This window comes from Protaetiibacter sp. SSC-01 (assembly GCF_014483895.1).
Lineage (GTDB): Bacteria > Actinomycetota > Actinomycetes > Actinomycetales > Microbacteriaceae > Homoserinibacter.
The window spans coordinates 1,978,631-1,995,655 of the sequence record NZ_CP059987.1 but is presented as its reverse complement, the minus strand read 5'-3'; the positions used below and the strand labels follow the sequence as shown (position 1 = coordinate 1,995,655).

Sequence of the window (17,025 nt, the reverse complement as noted above, 5' to 3'; positions counted from 1 at the left end):
GCGGCTCAGCGCCAGCCGAGCTGCGGGGCGACGTGCGTGAGGATCGCCTCGATCACGTGGGCGTTGTAGTCGACGCCCAGCTGGTTGGGGATCGTGAGCAGCAGGGTGTCGGCGGCGGCGATCGCCTCGTCCTCCCGCAGCTGCTCGACGAGCTTGTCGGGCTCGGCGGCGTAGCTGCGTCCGAACACGGCGCGGTAGTCGTCGAGCTGCCCGAACTGGTCCTCGTCGTCGCGCTGACCGCCGCCGAAGTAGCGGTCGTCGAGCTCGTTCACGATCGCGAAGATCGACCTGCTCACCGAGACCCGCGGGCGGCGCTCGTGGCCGGCATCCGTCCATGCCGCGTGGAACTTCTCGATCTGCTTGCGCTGCTGCACGTGGAACGGCTCGCCCGACTCGTCTTCCTTGAGCGTCGAGCTCATGAGGTTCATGCCGCGCTCCGCTGCCCACACTGCTGTCGAGTCGGACCCGGCGCCCCACCAGATGCGGTCGCGCAGGCCGGGCGACTGCGGTTCGATGCCGAGGGGACCCGGATGCGGGTTCGGGAACATGGGCCGAGGGTTGGGGGCCGCGAAGCGCGCGCCGTCGATGACCTGCAGGAACACCTCGGTGTTCGAGCGGGCCACGTCGGACATCGTCTGACCCTCGGGGGCGTCGTAGCCGAAGTAGCGCCAGCCGTCGATGACCGACTCGGGTGAGCCGCGGCTCACGCCGAGCTGCAGGCGTCCGCCCGCGATGAGGTCGGCGGCGCCGGCGTCCTCGGCCATGTAGAGCGGGTTCTCGTAGCGCATGTCGATGACGCCCGTGCCGAGCTCGATGCGGCTCGTCTTGGCGCCCGCGGCGGCGAGCAGCGGGAACGGGCTCGCGAGCTGGCGCGCGTAGTGGTGCACGCGGAAGTAGGCGCCGTCGGCGCCGAGCTCCTCCGCCGCGACCGCGAGATCGATCGACTGCAGGAGCACGTCGGATGCCGAGCGCGCCTGCGATCCGGGGGAGTTCGACCAGTGGCCGAAGGAGAGGAACCCGATCTTCTTCACGTCGGGACCAACGCGGAGGTGAGGTCGCGCCATTCCCTCGGGCTCGATCTCGGTGACGATCTCGGTGATCAGCGGGTCAGACGCGTCCATGGATCATCGTGTCGTCGGGAGTCTCGTGCGTCACGAGGGCCTTGAGCATCCCGGCCGCGGTCGCGAGCTTGCCCTGGCGCGGCTCCCAGTACTCGGAGCTCACGGGCGTCACGCGCAGCAGGGCGAGGCCGTCGGTCTCGAGACCGTCCTCGAACCAGATGTCGAGCGACGGGGAGTACAGACGCTCCATGCGCGCGCGGTCGTGCACGACATCCGCTCGTCCCGCGACGGAGACGTAGCGGTGGCCGCTCGTGTCGAGGTAGGCGAGACCGACCTCGTGGTGGCGCTCGGTCTCGTCGACCTTCTTGCTGTCGTCGAGGGTGAAGAACCAGATGTCGCCGGCCTCGTCGACCTCGCGCGTGCTCATGGGCCGGCTCACGAGGTTGCCGCGCGCATCCCGGGTCGTGAGGGCGGCGATGTCGATCTCCTCGACGAGCTCCTTGAGGCGCGCGCGTGCCTCCTGGCCGGTGACCTCGGCGGCGGTGATGTCGTCCTTGACCTGCTCGGTCTCGTTGTGGGCGCGCTCGTGCTGGGCGTGCTCGTTCTGTGCGTGCTCGTGCGGGGCGTGCTCGTGCTGGGCGTGGGTGTGCGTCTCGTCGGTCATGTCTTGAGCCTGCGTCGGATTCGCTGGGAGGTGGCAGCCCCTTGACACCCGCGCGCCCGCCACCTACCGAGCGCTGTGTCTCTCGGCGGTCGAGGAGCGCCGGGCCCCGGCACCGCCGCTCTGCCCCAGATGGCCGAGACCGCCGCTCTGCCCGGTGGTCGAGGAGCGCCGCGAAGCGACGCGTCTCGAGACCACCGCCCCGCTAAACTTCCGGCACCCGCAGCAACGCCCCCGGCTGCGCCACGGTCGCCGCCGCGATGCGCATCGCGCGGCGCAGGGCGGCGAACCAGTCGATGTCGCGGATGGGTGTGGTCGCGATCTCGGCGAGCACGGCCGCGAAGACGGAGTCGCCGGCGCCCATGGTGTCGACAACGGCATCCGCTTCGACGACGCTCGGGTGGCGCCAGCGGGCGTCGCCGATGCGGATGCTCGCGCCGGCCTTGCCCTCGGTCGCGAGCACGTAGGGGTAGCGCGCGAGGAGACGGGGTGCGACGTCGGCGACCGGTTCGCCCCAGAGGAGCTGGGTGTCGTCGTCGCCGAGCTTGATGAGCTGGGCGGTTCCGCCGAAGCCGAGGAGCGCGTCGCGGAAGGCGTCGGCGTCATGGAGCATGCCGCTGCGCGGGTTCGGGTCGACGGCGACGTGCGGGCGGTCCGCGACGGCCTCGGTGAGCAGGGTGACCTGGTCGGCGTCGTCGAAGGGGTAGCCGCTCACGGCGACGAGGTCGGCATCCGCGAGCGCGGAGCGCTGGGCGTCGTCGAAGCCGATCGTGCGGTGCACCATCGAGTGGCTGAACGTGTAGTGCGGCTCGCCGTGGACGCGTTCCGAGCGGGCGATGCCGGTGCCGTGCGGGGTGATCGTGGGGAGCAGCCCGACGCCATGGTCGGCGAGGTGCCCGCGGATGAGGGCGCCGTCGACGTCGTCGCCGATCATGGCGATGAGGGTGGAGGGCACGCCGAGCACGCTGAGCCCGACGGCGACGTTGAGGGCAGATCCGCCGACGATGTGCGTCGTGGTGCCGTCGTCGGCCACGAGCTCGTCGATGAGGGCGTCGCCGATCACGACAACCTGGCGCATGGCTCCAGGCTAGGCGCTGGGTGCGCGCACCTCGTACACCGCGCGCACGAACTGCCCGAACTGCGTCGCCTCGACGAGGTGCAGGCGGTCGGACTCGAGGCGCCGCGGGAAGAGCGGTGCACCCGCTCCGAGGGTGACAGGGGCGATGCTCACGGCGAGCTCGTCGAGGGCGCCCGCGTCGAGGAACTGGCCGGCGAGGTCGCCGCCGCCGATGACCCACACGTCGCCGTCGCCCGCGGTCTCGCGGATGGTGGGGAGCGCATCCGCTACGGCGCCGCGGAGGAAGCGGATGTCGGCGCCGTCGGGGGTGGGGAGTTCGCGGCTCGTGAAGACGTAGACGGTCTTGGCGCCGAAGAACTCGGTCCACTTCTCGGGGTGGGCGAGGAGGTCCATCTCGCGCAGCATCCACTCGTAGGTGGTGGAGCCCATGACGTCGACAGCGGAGTCGGGGGTGGCGATGTCGCGTTCGGCGTCGTCGGAGCCGGGGACGGCGAAGAGCCAGGCGAGCGAGTTCTGCTCGTCGGCGATGTAGCCGTCGATCGTGGTGGCGGTGTCGAAGCGGATGCGTCCCATGGGGCAGAAGCGTACTGGTCGCCGCCGACAGCACCTGGGGGCGCGAGGGCGCGGGCGCGGCAGGGCGCGGGCGCGGCAGGGCGCGGGCGCGGCAGGGCGCGGGCGACCTCCCGGCGCTACGCGGCGAGGGTGAGGCGGCCCGCTCGGCGGGGGCGCTGGCGCGGGTCGAGCCAGGGTGGCGGGATGAGGCTCGGCACCCCGTCGTCGCGCCGCAGCGCCCAGCCCTCGTGGTCGAACCGCCGGTGGTGGTGCGCGCAGAGGAGGGCGCCGTTGTCGAGGTCGGTGAGTCCGGCGAGTATCCACGCGATGAGGTGCGCTGCTTCGCACCAGGCGGGCGGCACGTCGCACCCCGGCCAGATGCATCCGCCGTCGCGGGCGGCCATCGCGCGGCGCTGCGCCTCGGTGAAGAGGCGGGTGGAGCGCCCGAGGTCGAGCACCTCGGAGCCCGTGCCGAGCACGACGGGGATGATCTCGGCCTCCGCCGCGAGCCGCCGGGCGGTGCCCGCGCAGATCGGCTCGTCGACGCCCGCGATGCGGGCAGTGCCCGTGCCGCTCTCGAGCGTCTCGAGCGCGACGGTCACGAGCATGGTGACGGCGGTGCCCGCGAGCGAGCCGCGGTCCTGGGCGAGGAAGCTGCGCGCCATGCTCTCGAGCGCATCGACGCGCTTCTGGGCGAGCGGACGGACATCGGCGAGGGCGGAATCGCGCGCCGGGTCGGCGTCGTGTTCGGTGTCGAGGCCGGTGTCGAGTTGAGTGTCGAAACCGGGGCTGACGTCGGTGTCGAGCTCGGTGTTGACCTTGCTGTCGGCGCGCCTCCCGCCCGCATCGCTCGCCTGGAACGTCGGCTGCCGCCGCGGCGCCGTGTGCGCGTCGAGGGCGGCGCGCACGAGGCCCGCGGCCTCGGGGTGCAGGTCGGCGATGAGGCGCGTGAGCCCGCTGGGGAGTTCACGGAGCGTGACGCTCGCGCGAGCCCGGAGGCGCTCCTCGCGGTCGTCGGCGCCCTCGACGTCGAACCGGTCGGGCAGCTCGCGCACGAGGCGGCCGAGCTGGCGGTTGGTGATGGTGCCGGCGCATCCGACGAGCGTCTGCTCGAGGGCGTGGAGGGAGTCGAGGTCGGCGAACGGGGCCACAGCGTCGATCCCGCGCACGATGATCGCCGCCGCGCGCGCTCCGACGTCGCCCGACAGCACCGCGGCGCACACCGCCTCGTGCCGGCAGGGGAGTGGCTCGCCCTGCAGAGACACGCGCGGCGCGATGCCGTCGCCGACGGTCTGCCAATCGCGCAGCACCTCGGGATCGAGCAGGGTGCGGTCGCGGAGCAGCTCGCTCGCGGGGCGACCGCCCACGTCGCGCCCGAGTGCCTCGACGCGGAAGGCGGCATCCGTCTGCACTCGCTCAGTCACGTGCGCGGAGAGGACGGCGCCGAGTGAGTCGACGATGCGGGAGAGATCGCCCACGATGTCGATCGCCTGCAATACGGCCGCCGGCGGCAGGGCGCCGAGCGCGTCGACCGAGTCGAGCGAGGTTCCGCCCAGCGCGTCCACGAGCGCGTGTGCGCTGGTGAGAAGCAAGCGGTCGAGGGGCACCGTGACTCCGTTCGTTGAGGGGATGCCTCCACGCTACCGAGTCGCGAACATATATACCATAGAATCAGGCGATTGGTGGAGAAGTCATCAAACGAACGTTCGGAAGGAGGGGAACGCGCCGCCTAGCTGCGCGAGGGCGACGCGCTCGCGATCGCGGCCACCAGCTCGGCGATCGCTTCGTCGGCGACGCGAGCGGGCGGCGCGCCGTAGCCGACCACGATCGTCGACGTGCGAGCCGCCGCGGTCGCGTGCGCCGCATACGCCGCAAGCCCCTCCACCGCGACCTCGCGCCGCGCAGCCTCGGCGACCACCGCATCCGCCGCCACCCCCGCGGGCAGTTCCACGAGGCAGTGCAGCCCCGCGGCGAGCCCCCGCACGCGCGCGCCCGAGCCGGATGCCACCACGAGCCCGTCGAGCAGCTCCCGCCGCCGCCGGTACTCCGCCCGGAGGCGCCGGACCTGGCGGTCGTAGCGGTGGCTCTCGATGAAGTCGGCGAGGGCGAGTTGCGAGAGCGCATCCGCCCCCGCGCCCGCGACCCGCCGCGCCTCGGCGAGCCCCGAGATCATCCGCTGCGGAACGACCGCCCACGCGAGCCCGACCGCGGGCGCGAGCGATTTGCTCGCCGTGCCGAGGTAGGCGACGTGGTCGGGGTCGAGAGCCTGCACGGCCCCGATCGCGCGGTGGTCGTAGCGGAACTCGCCGTCGTAGTCGTCCTCGAGCACGAGGGCGCCGGTTCGCCGCGCCCACGCCGTGACGGCGACGCGGCGCGCGGGCGACAGCGGAACGCCCGTCGGGAACTGGTGCGCGGGGGTGAGGAGCACGGCATCCGCTGCGACAGCTTCGAGGGCGGCGATGTCGGCGCCGTCCCCGTCGACCGGGATCGGCGCGAGCCGTAGCCCTGCCGCCGCGAGCACGGCGCGATGCGTCTCGTGCCCGTACTCCTCGACCGCCACGGTGCGCGCGCCCGCCGCGACGAGCGTGCGGCCGATGAGCGACAGCAGGTCGGCGAAGCCGCGCCCCACGACGACCCGCTCAGGGTCCGCGTGCACGCCACGAGCGCGGGCGAGGTACTCGGCGAGCACCGTGCGCACCCGCGGCACGCCGAGCGGGGGCGGGTAGCCGAGCGCGTCGACCGGCGCCTCGTGCGCGGCACGCCGCACGGATGCCGCCCACTCGCCGCGCGGGAAAGCGGACGCATCCGGGATCCCGCCCCGCAAGATCAACCGCGGCGCCTCGTGCCGCACGAGCGTCTCGGTCGGTGCGGGGGAGCTCGCGCGCCCTGCGACCCACGTGCCCGATCCCGTGCGCGCGGCGAGCCATCCCTCCGCCACGAGCAGCGCGTACACCTCCGCGACGGTGTTGCGCGCCACGCCGAGGTCGGCGGCGAGGGTGCGGGATGCCGGCAGGCGCGTGCCCGGGGCGAGGCGCCCGGTTCGGATGGCGTCGCGGATGCTGGACGCGAGCGACCCGGCCTTGTCGCGCGGGTCGAGCGCGAGGTGCAGGTCGATGCCGGAATCGGCCCAGTCATCCGTCATGCGAATGGACCATAGCAGCGGGCCATCCGGTGCATAGCGTCGAGGACATGACAGACATCGCGACCCCCACAAACGCAACGGCCCCCAGCGCGGTCGCCTACGTCGGCATCCCACAGCGTGTGGACTTCGACGCCCTCGCCCCCGCGTTCTCCCGCGCTGTGAGCGATCTGAACGAAGCGGCGATCGGCGAGGCGGACCGCGCCGGCATCGACCCGGGGCTGCGCGAGCTCATCCGGCTCCGCGCTTCGCAGCTCAACGGATGCGCCTACTGCGTCGACCTGCACACGCGCGACGCCGAGAAGCACGGCGTGAGCCTGCAGCGCATCCACGCGGTCGTCATCTGGCACGACTCGCCCTTCTTCACCGCCGCCGAGCGCGCCGCGCTGCAGCTGACCGAGGCCGTGACGCGGCTCTCCGAGACGCACGTGCCGGATGCCGTGGTCGCCGACGCGCTTGCCGAGTTCGACGAGGCGCAGGTGGCCGCGCTCATCGCCCTCATCGTGACGATCAACGTGTGGAACGGCATCGGCGTCACGGCTCGCTGCTGGACGCCGCGGCTGCGCGGGTGACGTCGCGGGGCGGCCCCGCCCCGGCGCCCCGGCCCCGCTAGCATCGACCCGATGGCCCCCGCCCCCGACGCCGCCCCGGAGCTCCCCAGCGACCCGGACACCGACGTCGTCGAGGTGCCGCCAGCGCCCCCCGCGCGCGCCCTCGTCACCCCCGCGAACCTCGCGCTCGTCTTCGTCGGCGGCACTCTCGGCACGGCCGCCCGAGAGGCGCTCACCCTCCTCATCCCTGCCGCGGGCGGCATCCCGTGGGCTGTACTGCTCGCCAACCTCGTCGGAGCGTTCGCGCTCGGCTTCCTGCTCGAGGAGCTCGTGCGCCGCGGGCCCGACCACGGCATCCGTCGCAGCCTGCGGCTGCTGCTCGGCACGGGGTTCCTCGGCGGCTTCACGACCTACAGCGCCCTCGCGACCGACGCCGCGCTGCTGTTCGGTTCGGGCGACGGATGGCTCGCCACCCTGTACGGCCTCGGCACGGTGCTCGTGGGCGCCGGGGCGACGTTCGCGGGCATCCTGCTCGGCTCGCTGCGGCATCCGGAGGCCGCCCAATGACCCCCGGGCTGTTCGTCGTCGTGGCGCTCGCGGGTGGACTGGGCGCCGTGGCGCGGTTCGGGCTCGACACGGGCATCCGTTCGCGCCTGGTCACGCGGATGCCGTGGGGCACGATCGCGATCAACCTCAGCGGTTCGCTGCTGCTCGGCCTGCTCGTCGGGCTCGTGGGTGCGGGGGCGCTCGCGGGGGAGTGGCAGTGGGCGCTCGGCACGGGGTTCCTCGGCGGCTACACGACGTTCTCGACGGCGAGCTTCGAGGCGGTGCGGCTGCTGCAGAAGCGCGCGTGGACGGATGCGGCGCTCACCGCGCTCGTGCAGCTCGCGGCGGCGACGGCGCTCGCGGCGCTCGGGCTGTGGGCGGGGGCGACGCTCGGCGGTGCCGCGTCCGTCGGTTGAGGAGCGCCGCAGGCGCCGCGCCTCGCTGGTTGAGTAGCGTCGCGGGCGCCGCGCTCCGCTGGTTGAGTAGCGCCGCAGGCGGCGCACCCCGCTGGTTGAGTAGCGCCGCAGGCGGCGCACCCCGCTGGTTGAGTAGCGCCGCAGGCGCGTATCGAAACCACGCCGACGTCGAACGTCCGTCGGGTCTCGATACGCCCGCTGCGCGGGCACTCGACCAGCGGTGATAAGCCGCTGCGCGGCACTCCGGCGAGCGCGTGTGCCGCACCGCGCTGGTTGAGTAGCGCCGCAGGCGCGCCACCCCGCTGGTTGAGTAGCGCCGCAGGCGCGTCACCCCGCTGGTTGAGTAGCGCCGCAGGCGCGTGTCGAAACCAGCCCGACGTCATACGTCCGTCGGGTTTCGATACGCCCGCTGCGCGGGCTACTCAACCAGCGGCAAAGGGGCTACTCCACTGCCCGCGACCTCCTGCCGCCGCGCGACGCCAGCATCCGCTCGCCCGCGTCGACGTAGGCCTCGAAGAGACCGCTCACGTCGTCGAGTCGGGCGGCGGCGACCGAACCGTCGACGAGCCGGGTGCCGCTGCGCAGCACCTCGATGAACGCGCGCGTGCGCTCGTGGCTCGCGGCGAGCAGCTGCTCGAAGCCGCCCGCCGCCTCGATGAGCAGCCTGCGGCTTCCGGGCTGCGGGATGGTGTGCGCGAGCCCCCAGCTGACGAGCTCGCGCACGCCCGTGCTGACGGCGCCGGCGCTCAGGCCGAGCTCGTCACGCAGCTCATCGAAGGTCGCGGGGGTGTCGCGAAGCAGCAATGCACCGTAGATCCGCCCCGTCGAGCGCGGCAGGTGCCACGACGCGAGGATCTCGCCGAGCGCGTCGACGAATCGCCCGCGCTCGTCGTCGCCGCTCACCGCGCCGCTTCGGCGAGGATCACGGTCACCGCATCCGGGGCGTCGAGTGTCGGCACGTGGCCCGCGCCGGGGATGACGTGCTCGGTCACCCCCTCGGCAGCCGCCCACGCGGGCATCGCCTTCGCGATGTTGCCCGTGCGGTCCCGCTCGCCGCGCACGAGGGTGAGCGGCACGGGCGTGCGGTACCCGGGGTCGGGTTCGACGAGGCTCGCCGTCGCGCGCCACACGTCGAGGAAGCGCGCCTTCGGCATCCGGGCGAACGCGGCCTCGAGCGCGGCGACCGCCTCGGGCGTGACCGCGGATGCCGACGCCATGAGCCCCGGCAGCCTGCGGGCCGGGATCGCGGCGAGGCTCGGTGCCGCGAGGCGCAGGCCGAGGCGGTCGAGGGCGGTGAGCGGCCCGGTGTTCCAGGTGCAGTCGATCGCCACGAGGCCGCCGACGAGCTGCGGATGCCGCCGCACGAGGGCCTGCGCGAGGTTGCCGCCGAGCGAGTGGCCGACGAGTATCGGCGCGTCGAGCCGCAGGTGCTCGAGCAGCGCGACGAGGTCGTCGAGGAGAGCGGATGCCGTGATCCGCACGCCGTCGGCGACCGTCGAGGCGCCGTGGCCGCGCAGGTCGACGGCGATGACCCGGTGCCCCAGTTCGGAGAGGCCAGCCACCTGCGGCGCGTACATCGAGCTGTCGACGCCCGCCCCGTGCACGAGCACGAGCGCGCGCCGAGCGCCCGCAGCGTCGAGGTAGCTGAGGGTGGCATCCGGTCGCTTGAGCGTCGCTATCTTCACCACATACTGAAAATAGCGCGAAGATCGGTGCTTGGATAGGCCCCACGTTCAGCCCGACGCGATCGCCTGACCCGTCGGACACCGAGATCTTCGCCATGTTGAGCGTGTGCAGAACGACTCAGCTCTGCACATCTGTCGCGACGCGGTACCCCCACTCCGGCGGTCCGGACGAAAGGAGCCATTCGATCGTCTCGACCATCCGAAGGTCGGGGTCGCACTCGTAGGCGAGCGCCTGCATCTGCGACGCCGGCGACATCAGGCCTCGTGCCCACAGCATCCAGGCCAGGACACAGAGCGGCCCGGCCCTCCGGGGCCGAGGTGCGTGGGCGGCGGCGCGCCGAAGCGCCTCGATGCTCGCCTCCAGATGCTTCGCGTTCGGGCGGAACTGCGATCGCCCCACCATGATGAGGTCGTCGTCGTCCGGGCGGTTCCCGATGTCGGCGAGCGCCTGCTCGTCGAACGATTCGCCCGTCGCAGCCTGCCGATCGTATGCGTCGAGCTGGAACCTCAGCGCGTTCTCGCCGCGCTCTCGGCCACCGGCGAGGGCGATCAGCAGCACATCCCGAAGGGCCGGAGCGTCGCACGTGACGACGATCTCCGCGAGCGCATCGATGCCGAGCTCGTGCGCGGGGGCGCTCAGCATCCGCTCGGCGAGCGAGATCGGATCAGGCGTGTACGGATGCGCGACACCGAACGCGTCGAGGCGCTCGTCGTAGTACACGAGGTCGTCGATCGCGACCGCCACGTGCTGCGCGATCCGGGGGTCGGGGTCGGGGAGCGAGCTCCACGCATGGAGGTCGGCGATGCGGTCGACGTGGTAGGCCGCCTCGAGCGCCATGCGGCTTCCGGTGATCTCGTCGAGAGGGCGACCGCCGAGCGGGCGGCCGGGATCCAGGTAGCTCGCCCATCCGTCCGCCGCGACCACCGCCGCCTCCTTGATGGCGAAACCCGCCTTCCGCAACCGGGGGCGGATCGCCCTCCAGAGCTCGAGGTGCGGCGTTCCACGGCGCTCAGCGAACGTGCCGTCGGTGTAGACGATGACCGCGACCCCGTCGGTGCCCGGCATGCGCCGCACGAACTCGGGGATGGACTTGGCGAGCGCGGCCGTCGTCGCGGTGCGGTCGTCGACGGGAAGGTCGAAGCGGAACGCGCCCCGGCCTTGCTTTCCTGCGAAAGGCACCACCACCACGCTGTTCCGGGCGGTGAAGCCGCAGATCGCGGGCACCGAGGCGAGGAAGTCGGCGCTCGTCGAGGCGCGGAGGATGTGGGGTTCGGCCGTGGGCATGGAGCCAGATTCGCGGTGCGCGCGGCGGTGCGGGCCTGGTTAGGAGGAATCTGTGGAGAGGTGCTGGCTCGGGGTGCTGGGGGTGATCGGCGGGCTGGTTTCGACACGCCCGCTTCGCGGGCTACTCAACCAACGCGGTTTCGACACGCCCGCTGGGCGGGCTACTCAACCAGCGGGTGAGGCTGCGCGGGCTACTCAACCAGCGGGTGAGGCGGGCTCCTCAGCCAGCGATCACGCGTCCACCTCGTCGAGCCGCGCGATCACGACCTCGAGCATGCGCGCCAGCTCCCCGCGCTCCTCATCGCTCAAGTCCTGCAGCACATCCGACTCGACGACGTTCGACCCGCGGATCGCGAGCGAGAACAGCTGCCACCCGTCGTCGGTGAGGTTCACGTAGACGCGCGTGCGGTTCTGCGGATCGGGGGCGCGCTCGATGAGGCCGCGCTCGGCGAGCTTGTCGAGGCGGTGGGTCATGGATGACGGGGCCACGTTCGTGAGGTCGGCCAGCTGACTCGGGGTGAGCGCCGCGCCGGCCTTGGCGAGCGCGGTGACGACGCTCCACTCGCCGGGGGCGATGTCGAGGTCGGCGAGCTGCCGCGCGTACCACTGGTCGAGCTTGCGGTTGAGGCTCTGCACTGCGGTGATGACGCGCTGCACCGACTCCTCGCCGCCCGCCTTGACGTAGGTGGCGACGTCGCGGCGGTACTGCGCCTGCACGCTCTGGGGGGCTCTGGCCATGCCCGATTGTCCCATGGATGTTCGAATGCTAACATTTCGACATCGAAAGCTTCGACGTCGAAGCCTGAACTCGCATCACCCGAACCACCCGCACCACTTCGACGGAGGAGATCCACCCATGCGCGCCCGGCTTCTCGTGCTCGCGTCCAGCATCGGCTCGCTCGGCTGGGGCGCCGTGCTGCCGTACCAGTTCGCCTACGCCGCCGAGACGCGCGGGTGGGGTGTGCTGCTCGCCGCCGCATCCGCTTCCCTCTTCTCGGTCGGCGCCCTCGTGGCTGCACCGCTCGCCGGACGCCTCGCAGACCGCCACAACCCGGTGACGGTCGCCGTCGTCTCGCAGCTCGTGGGTGCCGCCGGCGTCGGCGCGCTCGTGTTCATCGGTGACGCCGTGACGTTCCTCGTCGGCATGCTCGTCTTCGGACTCGGCCTCGCCGCCGCCGTGCCCGCCAAGCAGGTGCTCGCGCTGCAGTGGTCGTCGAGCGGCGACCGCCGCAAGATCTTCGCCTACAAGTTCACGGGTGAGTCGCTCGGCATGGCCGCGGGCGCATTCCTCGCGGGCCTCGTGGTCGATCTCGACCGTGCCGACGGGCTCAACGTGGGCTTCATCATGGCCGCGGGCGGCTTCGTGCTGTCGTCGGTCATCATCTGGGCCGCTGGCCGTGTGCGCGGGGGAGTGGCGGATGCCGTGCTCGGCTCCGACGAGTCGTTCGGCGACGAGACCCCGGCATCCGCTTCTTCTGCGGCGATCCAGGAGGCGAACACCGGCGCGATCGCGGTGGTCGACGCATCCGGCCGCCGCAGCCAGCGCGGCGCGCTGCGCACGATCTTCGCCGACCCCGCCCTGCGCTGGACGGCCGTTCTCACCACAACCCTCGCCCTCGGCTTCTACGCCCAGTTCGAGTCGGGCCTGCCCGCGTACGCCCTCACGGTGCTCGACGTCGACGCCTCGGCGATCGGAATAGCCGCCGCCGTGAACTGCCTCGTGATCGTGGCGCTGCAGGTCGTCGTGGTGAAAGTCACGGCCAAGCGCAGCGCGCCGACGCTGCTCATGGTGGTGGCGGGCATCTGGGTGTTCTCGTGGCTGCTGCTGTCGGCCGCGCACCTCGCGCCGGGCCTCGCGGCGGCGATCTTCATCACCACCTACGGGGTGTTCGCGGTGGGGGAGACGATGTACAGCCCCGTGCTCAACCCGCTCACCGCGTCGCTCGCGCCGCGCGGCATGGTCGGCCAGACTCTCGGCACGATCGGCGCCCTGCAGACCGCGTTCTCGGCCGCGGGGCCGCTCGTGGCGGGCGTGCTGCTCGGTGCGGGGCTGGCGGACGCGTTCCTCGGGCTGCACATCGCGATCAGCCTCGCGGCGCTGTACGCGGCGTGGCGGATCCGGCGGACCCTGCGGGGGCGGGAGCGGATGCAGGTGGTTTCGTCGGCGCGAACGAATGAAGACAGCGAGCCGCCGACAAGCCCGATCGGGCTCGTGGGCGCCGAGGCGTGACCTAGGCGCTTCAAGTGTCAGGGTCTACGGAGCCCCCACCGGCCGCTGCCGATGCCACCGGCTGAGTAGAAGACGTCTTTCCCCTTGAAGTTGTTCGAGTCCGAGGAGTGGGACTCGATCACCTGCCGGACAATCGCCTGCCACGATTCAGGGAGCGTCCTTCTCCTTGCCGCCACCGCGGCGTAGATGTCGCTGAGGTTAGCTTCGCCCCCGAGGCTGCGAAGGGCCGCGATCACGTCGCTCTTCCACGTCGCCATGACTGCACGCTAGGTGGGCGGTGCGAACGTGTCATGACCCAGAAGAGGGCACGTTGTGTTGCGGGTCATGGCAGGTCCTGCTGGAGATCAGGACCGAGTGCGTCCGCGACCAACCAATCGACTTGACGCTCGATCTGTGCGGGTTCGGCCGACAGGTCGAGCGCGTGACACACGATGGTCACGCCTGCCTGCTCGATGACGTAGCGCGCAGGGTCTGCATTGCCCTTGGCGTAGATAAGGTGCCCGGCGCGGACGCCATACCGGATGCAATACGCCAGCATCTGATAGATGTCAGGGTTGGGATGACCTCGGTGCGGCTTCTCGGTCTTGTACTTGGCGTCGAGGATCGCCCGCACGCGACCACCTTTGCTCCAGACGAGGTCGGGTCGAATGTCGACCCGCTGCGCCTGGTCGAGCGTTCCTCTGTGCTGAGCGGTGATCGTCCCCGGGAAGTTCCGAGCCGCGCGCCGAACCTCCGCCTCGATAAAGTCCTCGAACATCTTGGCGAGGTCGAGGAGGTAACTTCGCGATCGCGCTCCCTGCGCGCCGTGATCGATGCCGTCCTCCGCCAAGATGAGCCCCGCGAGCTCGATTGCGGGGCGGTAGTGGGAGTTTCGTCGATCGAAGAAGACAGACTGCGAGCTCTTGTGTGTGCCCGGAGCAACTTCGAAAAGCTCCCGCTCGATGCGCTCAAGGCGTCGTCGCAGACTTGGCGGGAGGCTGGGGAACCGTAGGGCGCGGATCGCCGCACCTCTGATTGCGCGGTTCTCGGCGATGTCGGCGACGTAGTCGTCGTACTGCAGTTCGACAGGCAGAACGAGCCCAGAGCGGCGTCTCACCTGTTCGGAGATCAACCACTTGCCGCGAACTGCGGTCTCGGTGGCTTCCGTCGAGCGGTAGCCCTGAAGGATCCCTCGCCGTAGTGCCGCCTCGGCGAAATGGGCAAAGCTCTCTGCGATAGCAGCGCTGAGAGTGTCAGATCGGTTGAGCTCAACGTCGCCGTCCCGCCAGTCGCCCCACTGCCTGCCCGTTCCCAGCATCCAGAAGAGCCTGGAGATCTCGAGCTTCGGCTGAATGTGTACCTCGCCGCCGGGGAAGCTGATCGCCCCGACCTTTGCGACATTGGAGACGCGCCAACCCGCGTCGCCGGCCGGGCTGGCCGTGCAGACGCCGAGCGAGGTGAGGGCCTGGACAGCGGCCAACGGCATCTTCAGGAAGGCCGTGTCGGCCTCCCGCACCTCGTAGCGTGTCATTCTTCCGGGGAGTCCGCCGCCTCGTCGCCGCGTGCTGCAGCCATGGATCGACGGAGAGAGTCGAGCCCGTACTCCGCCTCGAGGTTGATGTCCTCACCGAAGTGCATCTCCTCCAGCAGCGGCAAGATCTCGTACGCCCAGATCTCTCGGAGGCGGGGTTCGTCAAGGATCCCGTCTCGCGGCATGAGGTAACTGGGGCCCACGCGAAGTGACCGGTCGGCGATTCGACGGTTCAGCTCAGCGAGAACCTCGGCATGCCCGGCGTCCTGCCCGTGCTGTCGTAGCCAGGCCGGAAGCAAGCCCCGGATGGGCTCACGGTCAGGGTGGAGTTCGAGGAACCCGAAGCGACGCCGCATCGCTGCATCGAGCAGCGCGATGGAACGGTCGGACGTGTTCATCGTGCCGATGATGAACAAATTGGCTGGCAACGCGAACTTGGCTCCGTCTCCATCGGGATGGCCGTACAAGAGGTCAATCTCCTCGTTGCGGTATTCGAGGAGGAAGTACAGCTCTCCGAAAACCTTGGCGAGATTCCCCCGGTTGATCTCGTCGATGACGAGGAAGTGTGGTCGCTCGGGATTCTTGGCAGCCTCTTCGGAGAGCCGAAGGAGGGGGCCAGCCTTCAGTCGGTAGTGCAGTTGCCCGTCGACCGTCGCCGGTCGGTACCCGGCGACGAAGTCCTCATAGGAGTAGCTCGGGTGGAACTGAACGATCGAGGGAGCAACTCCGCCGCTCGCGTATCGAGAAAGTGCCTTTGCGAGATAGGTCTTGCCGGTGCCCGGAGGGCCGTAGAGAACGACCTGCTTTCGCCTCGCGAGCAGGTGCATCGCCTGGTCGAGCCACTCTCGCGAGATCAGGAGCTCGCCGGCCAGTGCTTCATCAGGTGCAGGGAGGGTCACCTGCGCGGCGGGTATCGGCGCATCGACCTTCGTCGACGATGCGTCTTCCTTGCTCCAGACCTCGAGGAACTCCGGCATCCAGAAGTGGATGCGCTTCTTGTGCTTTACCTGCAGAGCTACCCAGATGTCGCGGAGGTCTCGATCCAGGTCGCTCGGCCCACGATCGATCTCCCCGATGAATGCGTTCCGGATACGCTCGCGCGCGTCCGCCTGCACGATGCTGGTGAAGGTCTCCGGGTGCATGAGATACATCAGCGACAGCCGTTGGGATGGGAAGGACGTGCCCGGCACAGCGTGGACGAAGTCGCGGAACTCCCACGGATCCTCCAGGAGCCGAATGCGTTCTTCCTCAGGCAGGCGCACCCATGAGTCGGCGAAGTTCACCATGATCGTCATCGCGGCCCCAAGACTGTTCGCCATCGCGACGCCGGGGTTGAAAGCTCCTGCGCCGAACGCCGCGCGGATCTCGGCCGGGACCTGCACCGGGTGGTCCATGAGGTCGAGGACGGCTTGGACCCGCGCCAGCTTCTTGTCAGCGCCGATCGTGTCGGTGCTGGCCGGCAGCAGCTGTAGGGCGACGAGTTCCGCCATGAGCAGCCGCGCGTCGTCGGTTGCGTCCGACAATTGCTGGGCCACCTTCTCCACAAAACTGCCGGCGCCGGATCCGTCAGAGTCCACAAACTTCGCGATGAGTTCCGCTGTTGTGCGCTCATTCCAAACGGACCGCCCGGGGGAAAAGACGGAGCTGAGCTCAGCGAGCCCGCGCTCGGCGAAGAGCTTGGCTGTGTCTACGATCAGTGCTTGCTTGTCGTCTGCGGGCACGATTCCGCGGGAAAGTGCTGCAGCTTGCTCATCGCGCCACGACTTGTACGCCGCCGCTGCCGTCCGCGCAAACTCCACCGGGTCCGGGAAGTTGCGGAGCGCACCGCGGCCGGCTTCCGTGATCGCCCATCCGCCGTTGCCGTCCTTGACCAACCATCCGCTCTTCACGAGGTTCGACGATGCGAATGCCCAGTCGGTTTCGGCGCGCGTCACGCCATTGCTGAGCAAGGCGGCCTCGTATTCCGTGAGCGGGATCTCAGTGCGAACGGCCGCCCAGAGGGTCGCACGCGTGTTCGCGGGGCTGCCTTCGGATAGCAGTTCTATGGCTCGGCGGAGGCGCTGAGGTGTACGAGATTCGGTAGTCATCGGCGACTTTCGCTCTGAACGGCGGTTACAGGATCACGATACTGGCGCCGCTTGAGTACGAGGACCGCTGTCTCCGGCAGGGCGCTGCGCGCTCATTTTGCTCGAGTCGACGCCTGGGCGATCGGCATGGCCAGCACGATCGATGTGCGGTTGAGCGAAGTGAGCGAGGCGCTGACGAGCCCAATCGGGCTCGTCAATGCCGGTGATTGAGCCGACACCCCTCC

General features: G+C 70.6%; 17 protein-coding genes. 4 read left to right on the top strand and 13 right to left on the bottom strand.

Features of this window, described 5'->3' with window-relative positions:
- Positions 1 to 5 precede the first annotated feature (5 nt).
- The 6 genes from H4J02_RS09460 to H4J02_RS09435 all read right to left on the bottom strand — a co-directional run bounded on the left by H4J02_RS09460 (position 6) and on the right by H4J02_RS09435 (position 6,494).
- Positions 6 to 1,031, bottom strand: a complete 1,026-nt coding sequence (locus H4J02_RS09460) for an LLM class flavin-dependent oxidoreductase (protein ID WP_187676524.1) — start codon at positions 1,029 to 1,031, stop codon at positions 6 to 8.
- Positions 1,032 to 1,107: 76 nt separating this feature from the next.
- On the bottom strand, positions 1,108 to 1,725 hold the full coding sequence (locus H4J02_RS09455; RefSeq protein ID WP_187674352.1) for a pyridoxamine 5'-phosphate oxidase family protein: 618 nt from the start codon (positions 1,723 to 1,725) through the stop codon (positions 1,108 to 1,110).
- Between the two features lie 202 nt (positions 1,726 to 1,927).
- On the bottom strand, positions 1,928 to 2,800 hold the full coding sequence (locus H4J02_RS09450; protein WP_187674351.1) for a carbohydrate kinase family protein: 873 nt from the start codon (positions 2,798 to 2,800) through the stop codon (positions 1,928 to 1,930).
- Between the two features lie 9 nt (positions 2,801 to 2,809).
- The gene (locus tag H4J02_RS09445) at positions 2,810 to 3,373 is read right to left on the bottom strand and encodes a dihydrofolate reductase family protein (protein WP_187674350.1); all 564 of its coding nucleotides are present in this window, start codon (positions 3,371 to 3,373) and stop codon (positions 2,810 to 2,812) included.
- Positions 3,374 to 3,489: 116 nt separating this feature from the next.
- The gene (locus H4J02_RS09440) at positions 3,490 to 4,959 is read right to left on the bottom strand and encodes an HNH endonuclease signature motif containing protein (RefSeq protein WP_187674349.1); all 1,470 of its coding nucleotides are present in this window, start codon (positions 4,957 to 4,959) and stop codon (positions 3,490 to 3,492) included.
- Between the two features lie 122 nt (positions 4,960 to 5,081).
- The gene (locus H4J02_RS09435; protein ID WP_187674348.1) at positions 5,082 to 6,494 is read right to left on the bottom strand and encodes a PLP-dependent aminotransferase family protein; all 1,413 of its coding nucleotides are present in this window, start codon (positions 6,492 to 6,494) and stop codon (positions 5,082 to 5,084) included.
- A 47-nt stretch (positions 6,495 to 6,541) separates the two neighbouring features.
- Here H4J02_RS09435 and H4J02_RS09430 point away from each other — a divergent pair, with 47 nt between their 5' ends.
- Genes H4J02_RS09430 through H4J02_RS09420 form a run of 3 tightly spaced genes read left to right on the top strand, consistent with a single transcriptional unit; the run spans position 6,542 to position 8,004 of the window.
- Positions 6,542 to 7,063: a carboxymuconolactone decarboxylase family protein gene (locus tag H4J02_RS09430; protein ID WP_187674347.1), complete on the top strand. Its 522-nt coding sequence runs from the start codon at positions 6,542 to 6,544 to the stop codon at positions 7,061 to 7,063.
- A 51-nt stretch (positions 7,064 to 7,114) separates the two neighbouring features.
- A complete protein-coding gene (locus tag H4J02_RS09425; protein WP_187674346.1) occupies positions 7,115 to 7,609 on the top strand; it encodes a CrcB family protein in 495 nt (164 codons plus the stop codon).
- Positions 7,606 to 8,004, top strand: coding sequence for a CrcB family protein (locus H4J02_RS09420; RefSeq protein WP_187674345.1), 399 nt, complete (start codon positions 7,606 to 7,608; stop codon positions 8,002 to 8,004). Before H4J02_RS09425 ends, H4J02_RS09420 begins: the two co-directional genes overlap by 4 nt.
- 441 nt (positions 8,005 to 8,445) lie before the next feature.
- Here the strand turns inward: H4J02_RS09420 and H4J02_RS09415 are convergent, their stop codons facing one another.
- The 4 genes from H4J02_RS09415 to H4J02_RS09400 all read right to left on the bottom strand — a co-directional run bounded on the left by H4J02_RS09415 (position 8,446) and on the right by H4J02_RS09400 (position 11,712).
- Positions 8,446 to 8,907 carry a GbsR/MarR family transcriptional regulator gene (locus tag H4J02_RS09415; RefSeq protein WP_187674344.1) on the bottom strand — a complete coding sequence of 154 codons (462 nt, stop codon included), beginning with the start codon at positions 8,905 to 8,907 and terminating at the stop codon, positions 8,446 to 8,448.
- Positions 8,904 to 9,692: an alpha/beta fold hydrolase gene (locus tag H4J02_RS09410; protein WP_187674343.1), complete on the bottom strand. Its 789-nt coding sequence runs from the start codon at positions 9,690 to 9,692 to the stop codon at positions 8,904 to 8,906. The genes H4J02_RS09415 and H4J02_RS09410 overlap by 4 nt, the downstream gene beginning before the upstream one ends.
- Before the next feature lie 115 nt (positions 9,693 to 9,807).
- Entirely contained in the window at positions 9,808 to 10,974 is a 1,167-nt protein-coding gene (locus H4J02_RS09405) for a DUF4192 family protein (protein WP_187674342.1), read from the bottom strand.
- A gap of 231 nt (positions 10,975 to 11,205) precedes the next feature.
- Positions 11,206 to 11,712 (bottom strand): MarR family winged helix-turn-helix transcriptional regulator, encoded by a 507-nt coding sequence (locus H4J02_RS09400; RefSeq protein ID WP_187674341.1) that lies wholly within the window; start codon positions 11,710 to 11,712, stop codon positions 11,206 to 11,208.
- A 118-nt stretch (positions 11,713 to 11,830) separates the two neighbouring features.
- Here H4J02_RS09400 and H4J02_RS09395 point away from each other — a divergent pair, with 118 nt between their 5' ends.
- The gene (locus H4J02_RS09395; protein WP_187674340.1) at positions 11,831 to 13,204 is read left to right on the top strand and encodes an MFS transporter; all 1,374 of its coding nucleotides are present in this window, start codon (positions 11,831 to 11,833) and stop codon (positions 13,202 to 13,204) included.
- A gap of 17 nt (positions 13,205 to 13,221) precedes the next feature.
- On the opposite strand, the gene H4J02_RS09390 is transcribed toward H4J02_RS09395, so the two are convergent.
- The 3 genes from H4J02_RS09390 to H4J02_RS09380 all read right to left on the bottom strand — a co-directional run bounded on the left by H4J02_RS09390 (position 13,222) and on the right by H4J02_RS09380 (position 16,801).
- Complete coding sequence (locus tag H4J02_RS09390; protein ID WP_187674339.1) at positions 13,222 to 13,461, bottom strand: hypothetical protein; 240 nt, start codon at positions 13,459 to 13,461, stop codon at positions 13,222 to 13,224.
- A 65-nt stretch (positions 13,462 to 13,526) separates the two neighbouring features.
- Positions 13,527 to 14,714 (bottom strand): McrC family protein, encoded by a 1,188-nt coding sequence (locus H4J02_RS09385; protein WP_187674338.1) that lies wholly within the window; start codon positions 14,712 to 14,714, stop codon positions 13,527 to 13,529.
- Complete coding sequence (locus H4J02_RS09380) at positions 14,711 to 16,801, bottom strand: AAA family ATPase (RefSeq protein WP_187674337.1); 2,091 nt, start codon at positions 16,799 to 16,801, stop codon at positions 14,711 to 14,713. The genes H4J02_RS09385 and H4J02_RS09380 overlap by 4 nt, the downstream gene beginning before the upstream one ends.
- Between the last annotated feature and the right edge of the window lie 224 nt (positions 16,802 to 17,025).

Coding starts and splice junctions, on each gene's coding strand:
- H4J02_RS09455 (WP_187674352.1), bottom strand. CDS start 1,725: ATGACCGACGAGACGCACACCCACGCCCAGCACGAGCACGCCCCGCAC.
- H4J02_RS09450 (WP_187674351.1), bottom strand. CDS start 2,800: ATGCGCCAGGTTGTCGTGATCGGCGACGCCCTCATCGACGAGCTCGTG.
- H4J02_RS09445 (WP_187674350.1), bottom strand. CDS start 3,373: ATGGGACGCATCCGCTTCGACACCGCCACCACGATCGACGGCTACATC.
- H4J02_RS09435 (WP_187674348.1), bottom strand. CDS start 6,494: ATGACGGATGACTGGGCCGATTCCGGCATCGACCTGCACCTCGCGCTC.
- H4J02_RS09430 (WP_187674347.1), top strand. CDS start 6,542: ATGACAGACATCGCGACCCCCACAAACGCAACGGCCCCCAGCGCGGTC.
- H4J02_RS09425 (WP_187674346.1), top strand. CDS start 7,115: ATGGCCCCCGCCCCCGACGCCGCCCCGGAGCTCCCCAGCGACCCGGAC.
- H4J02_RS09420 (WP_187674345.1), top strand. CDS start 7,606: ATGACCCCCGGGCTGTTCGTCGTCGTGGCGCTCGCGGGTGGACTGGGC.
- H4J02_RS09405 (WP_187674342.1), bottom strand. CDS start 10,974: ATGCCCACGGCCGAACCCCACATCCTCCGCGCCTCGACGAGCGCCGAC.
- H4J02_RS09400 (WP_187674341.1), bottom strand. CDS start 11,712: ATGGCCAGAGCCCCCCAGAGCGTGCAGGCGCAGTACCGCCGCGACGTC.
- H4J02_RS09395 (WP_187674340.1), top strand. CDS start 11,831: ATGCGCGCCCGGCTTCTCGTGCTCGCGTCCAGCATCGGCTCGCTCGGC.
- H4J02_RS09390 (WP_187674339.1), bottom strand. CDS start 13,461: ATGGCGACGTGGAAGAGCGACGTGATCGCGGCCCTTCGCAGCCTCGGG.
- H4J02_RS09385 (WP_187674338.1), bottom strand. CDS start 14,714: ATGACACGCTACGAGGTGCGGGAGGCCGACACGGCCTTCCTGAAGATG.
- H4J02_RS09380 (WP_187674337.1), bottom strand. CDS start 16,801: ATGACTACCGAATCTCGTACACCTCAGCGCCTCCGCCGAGCCATAGAA.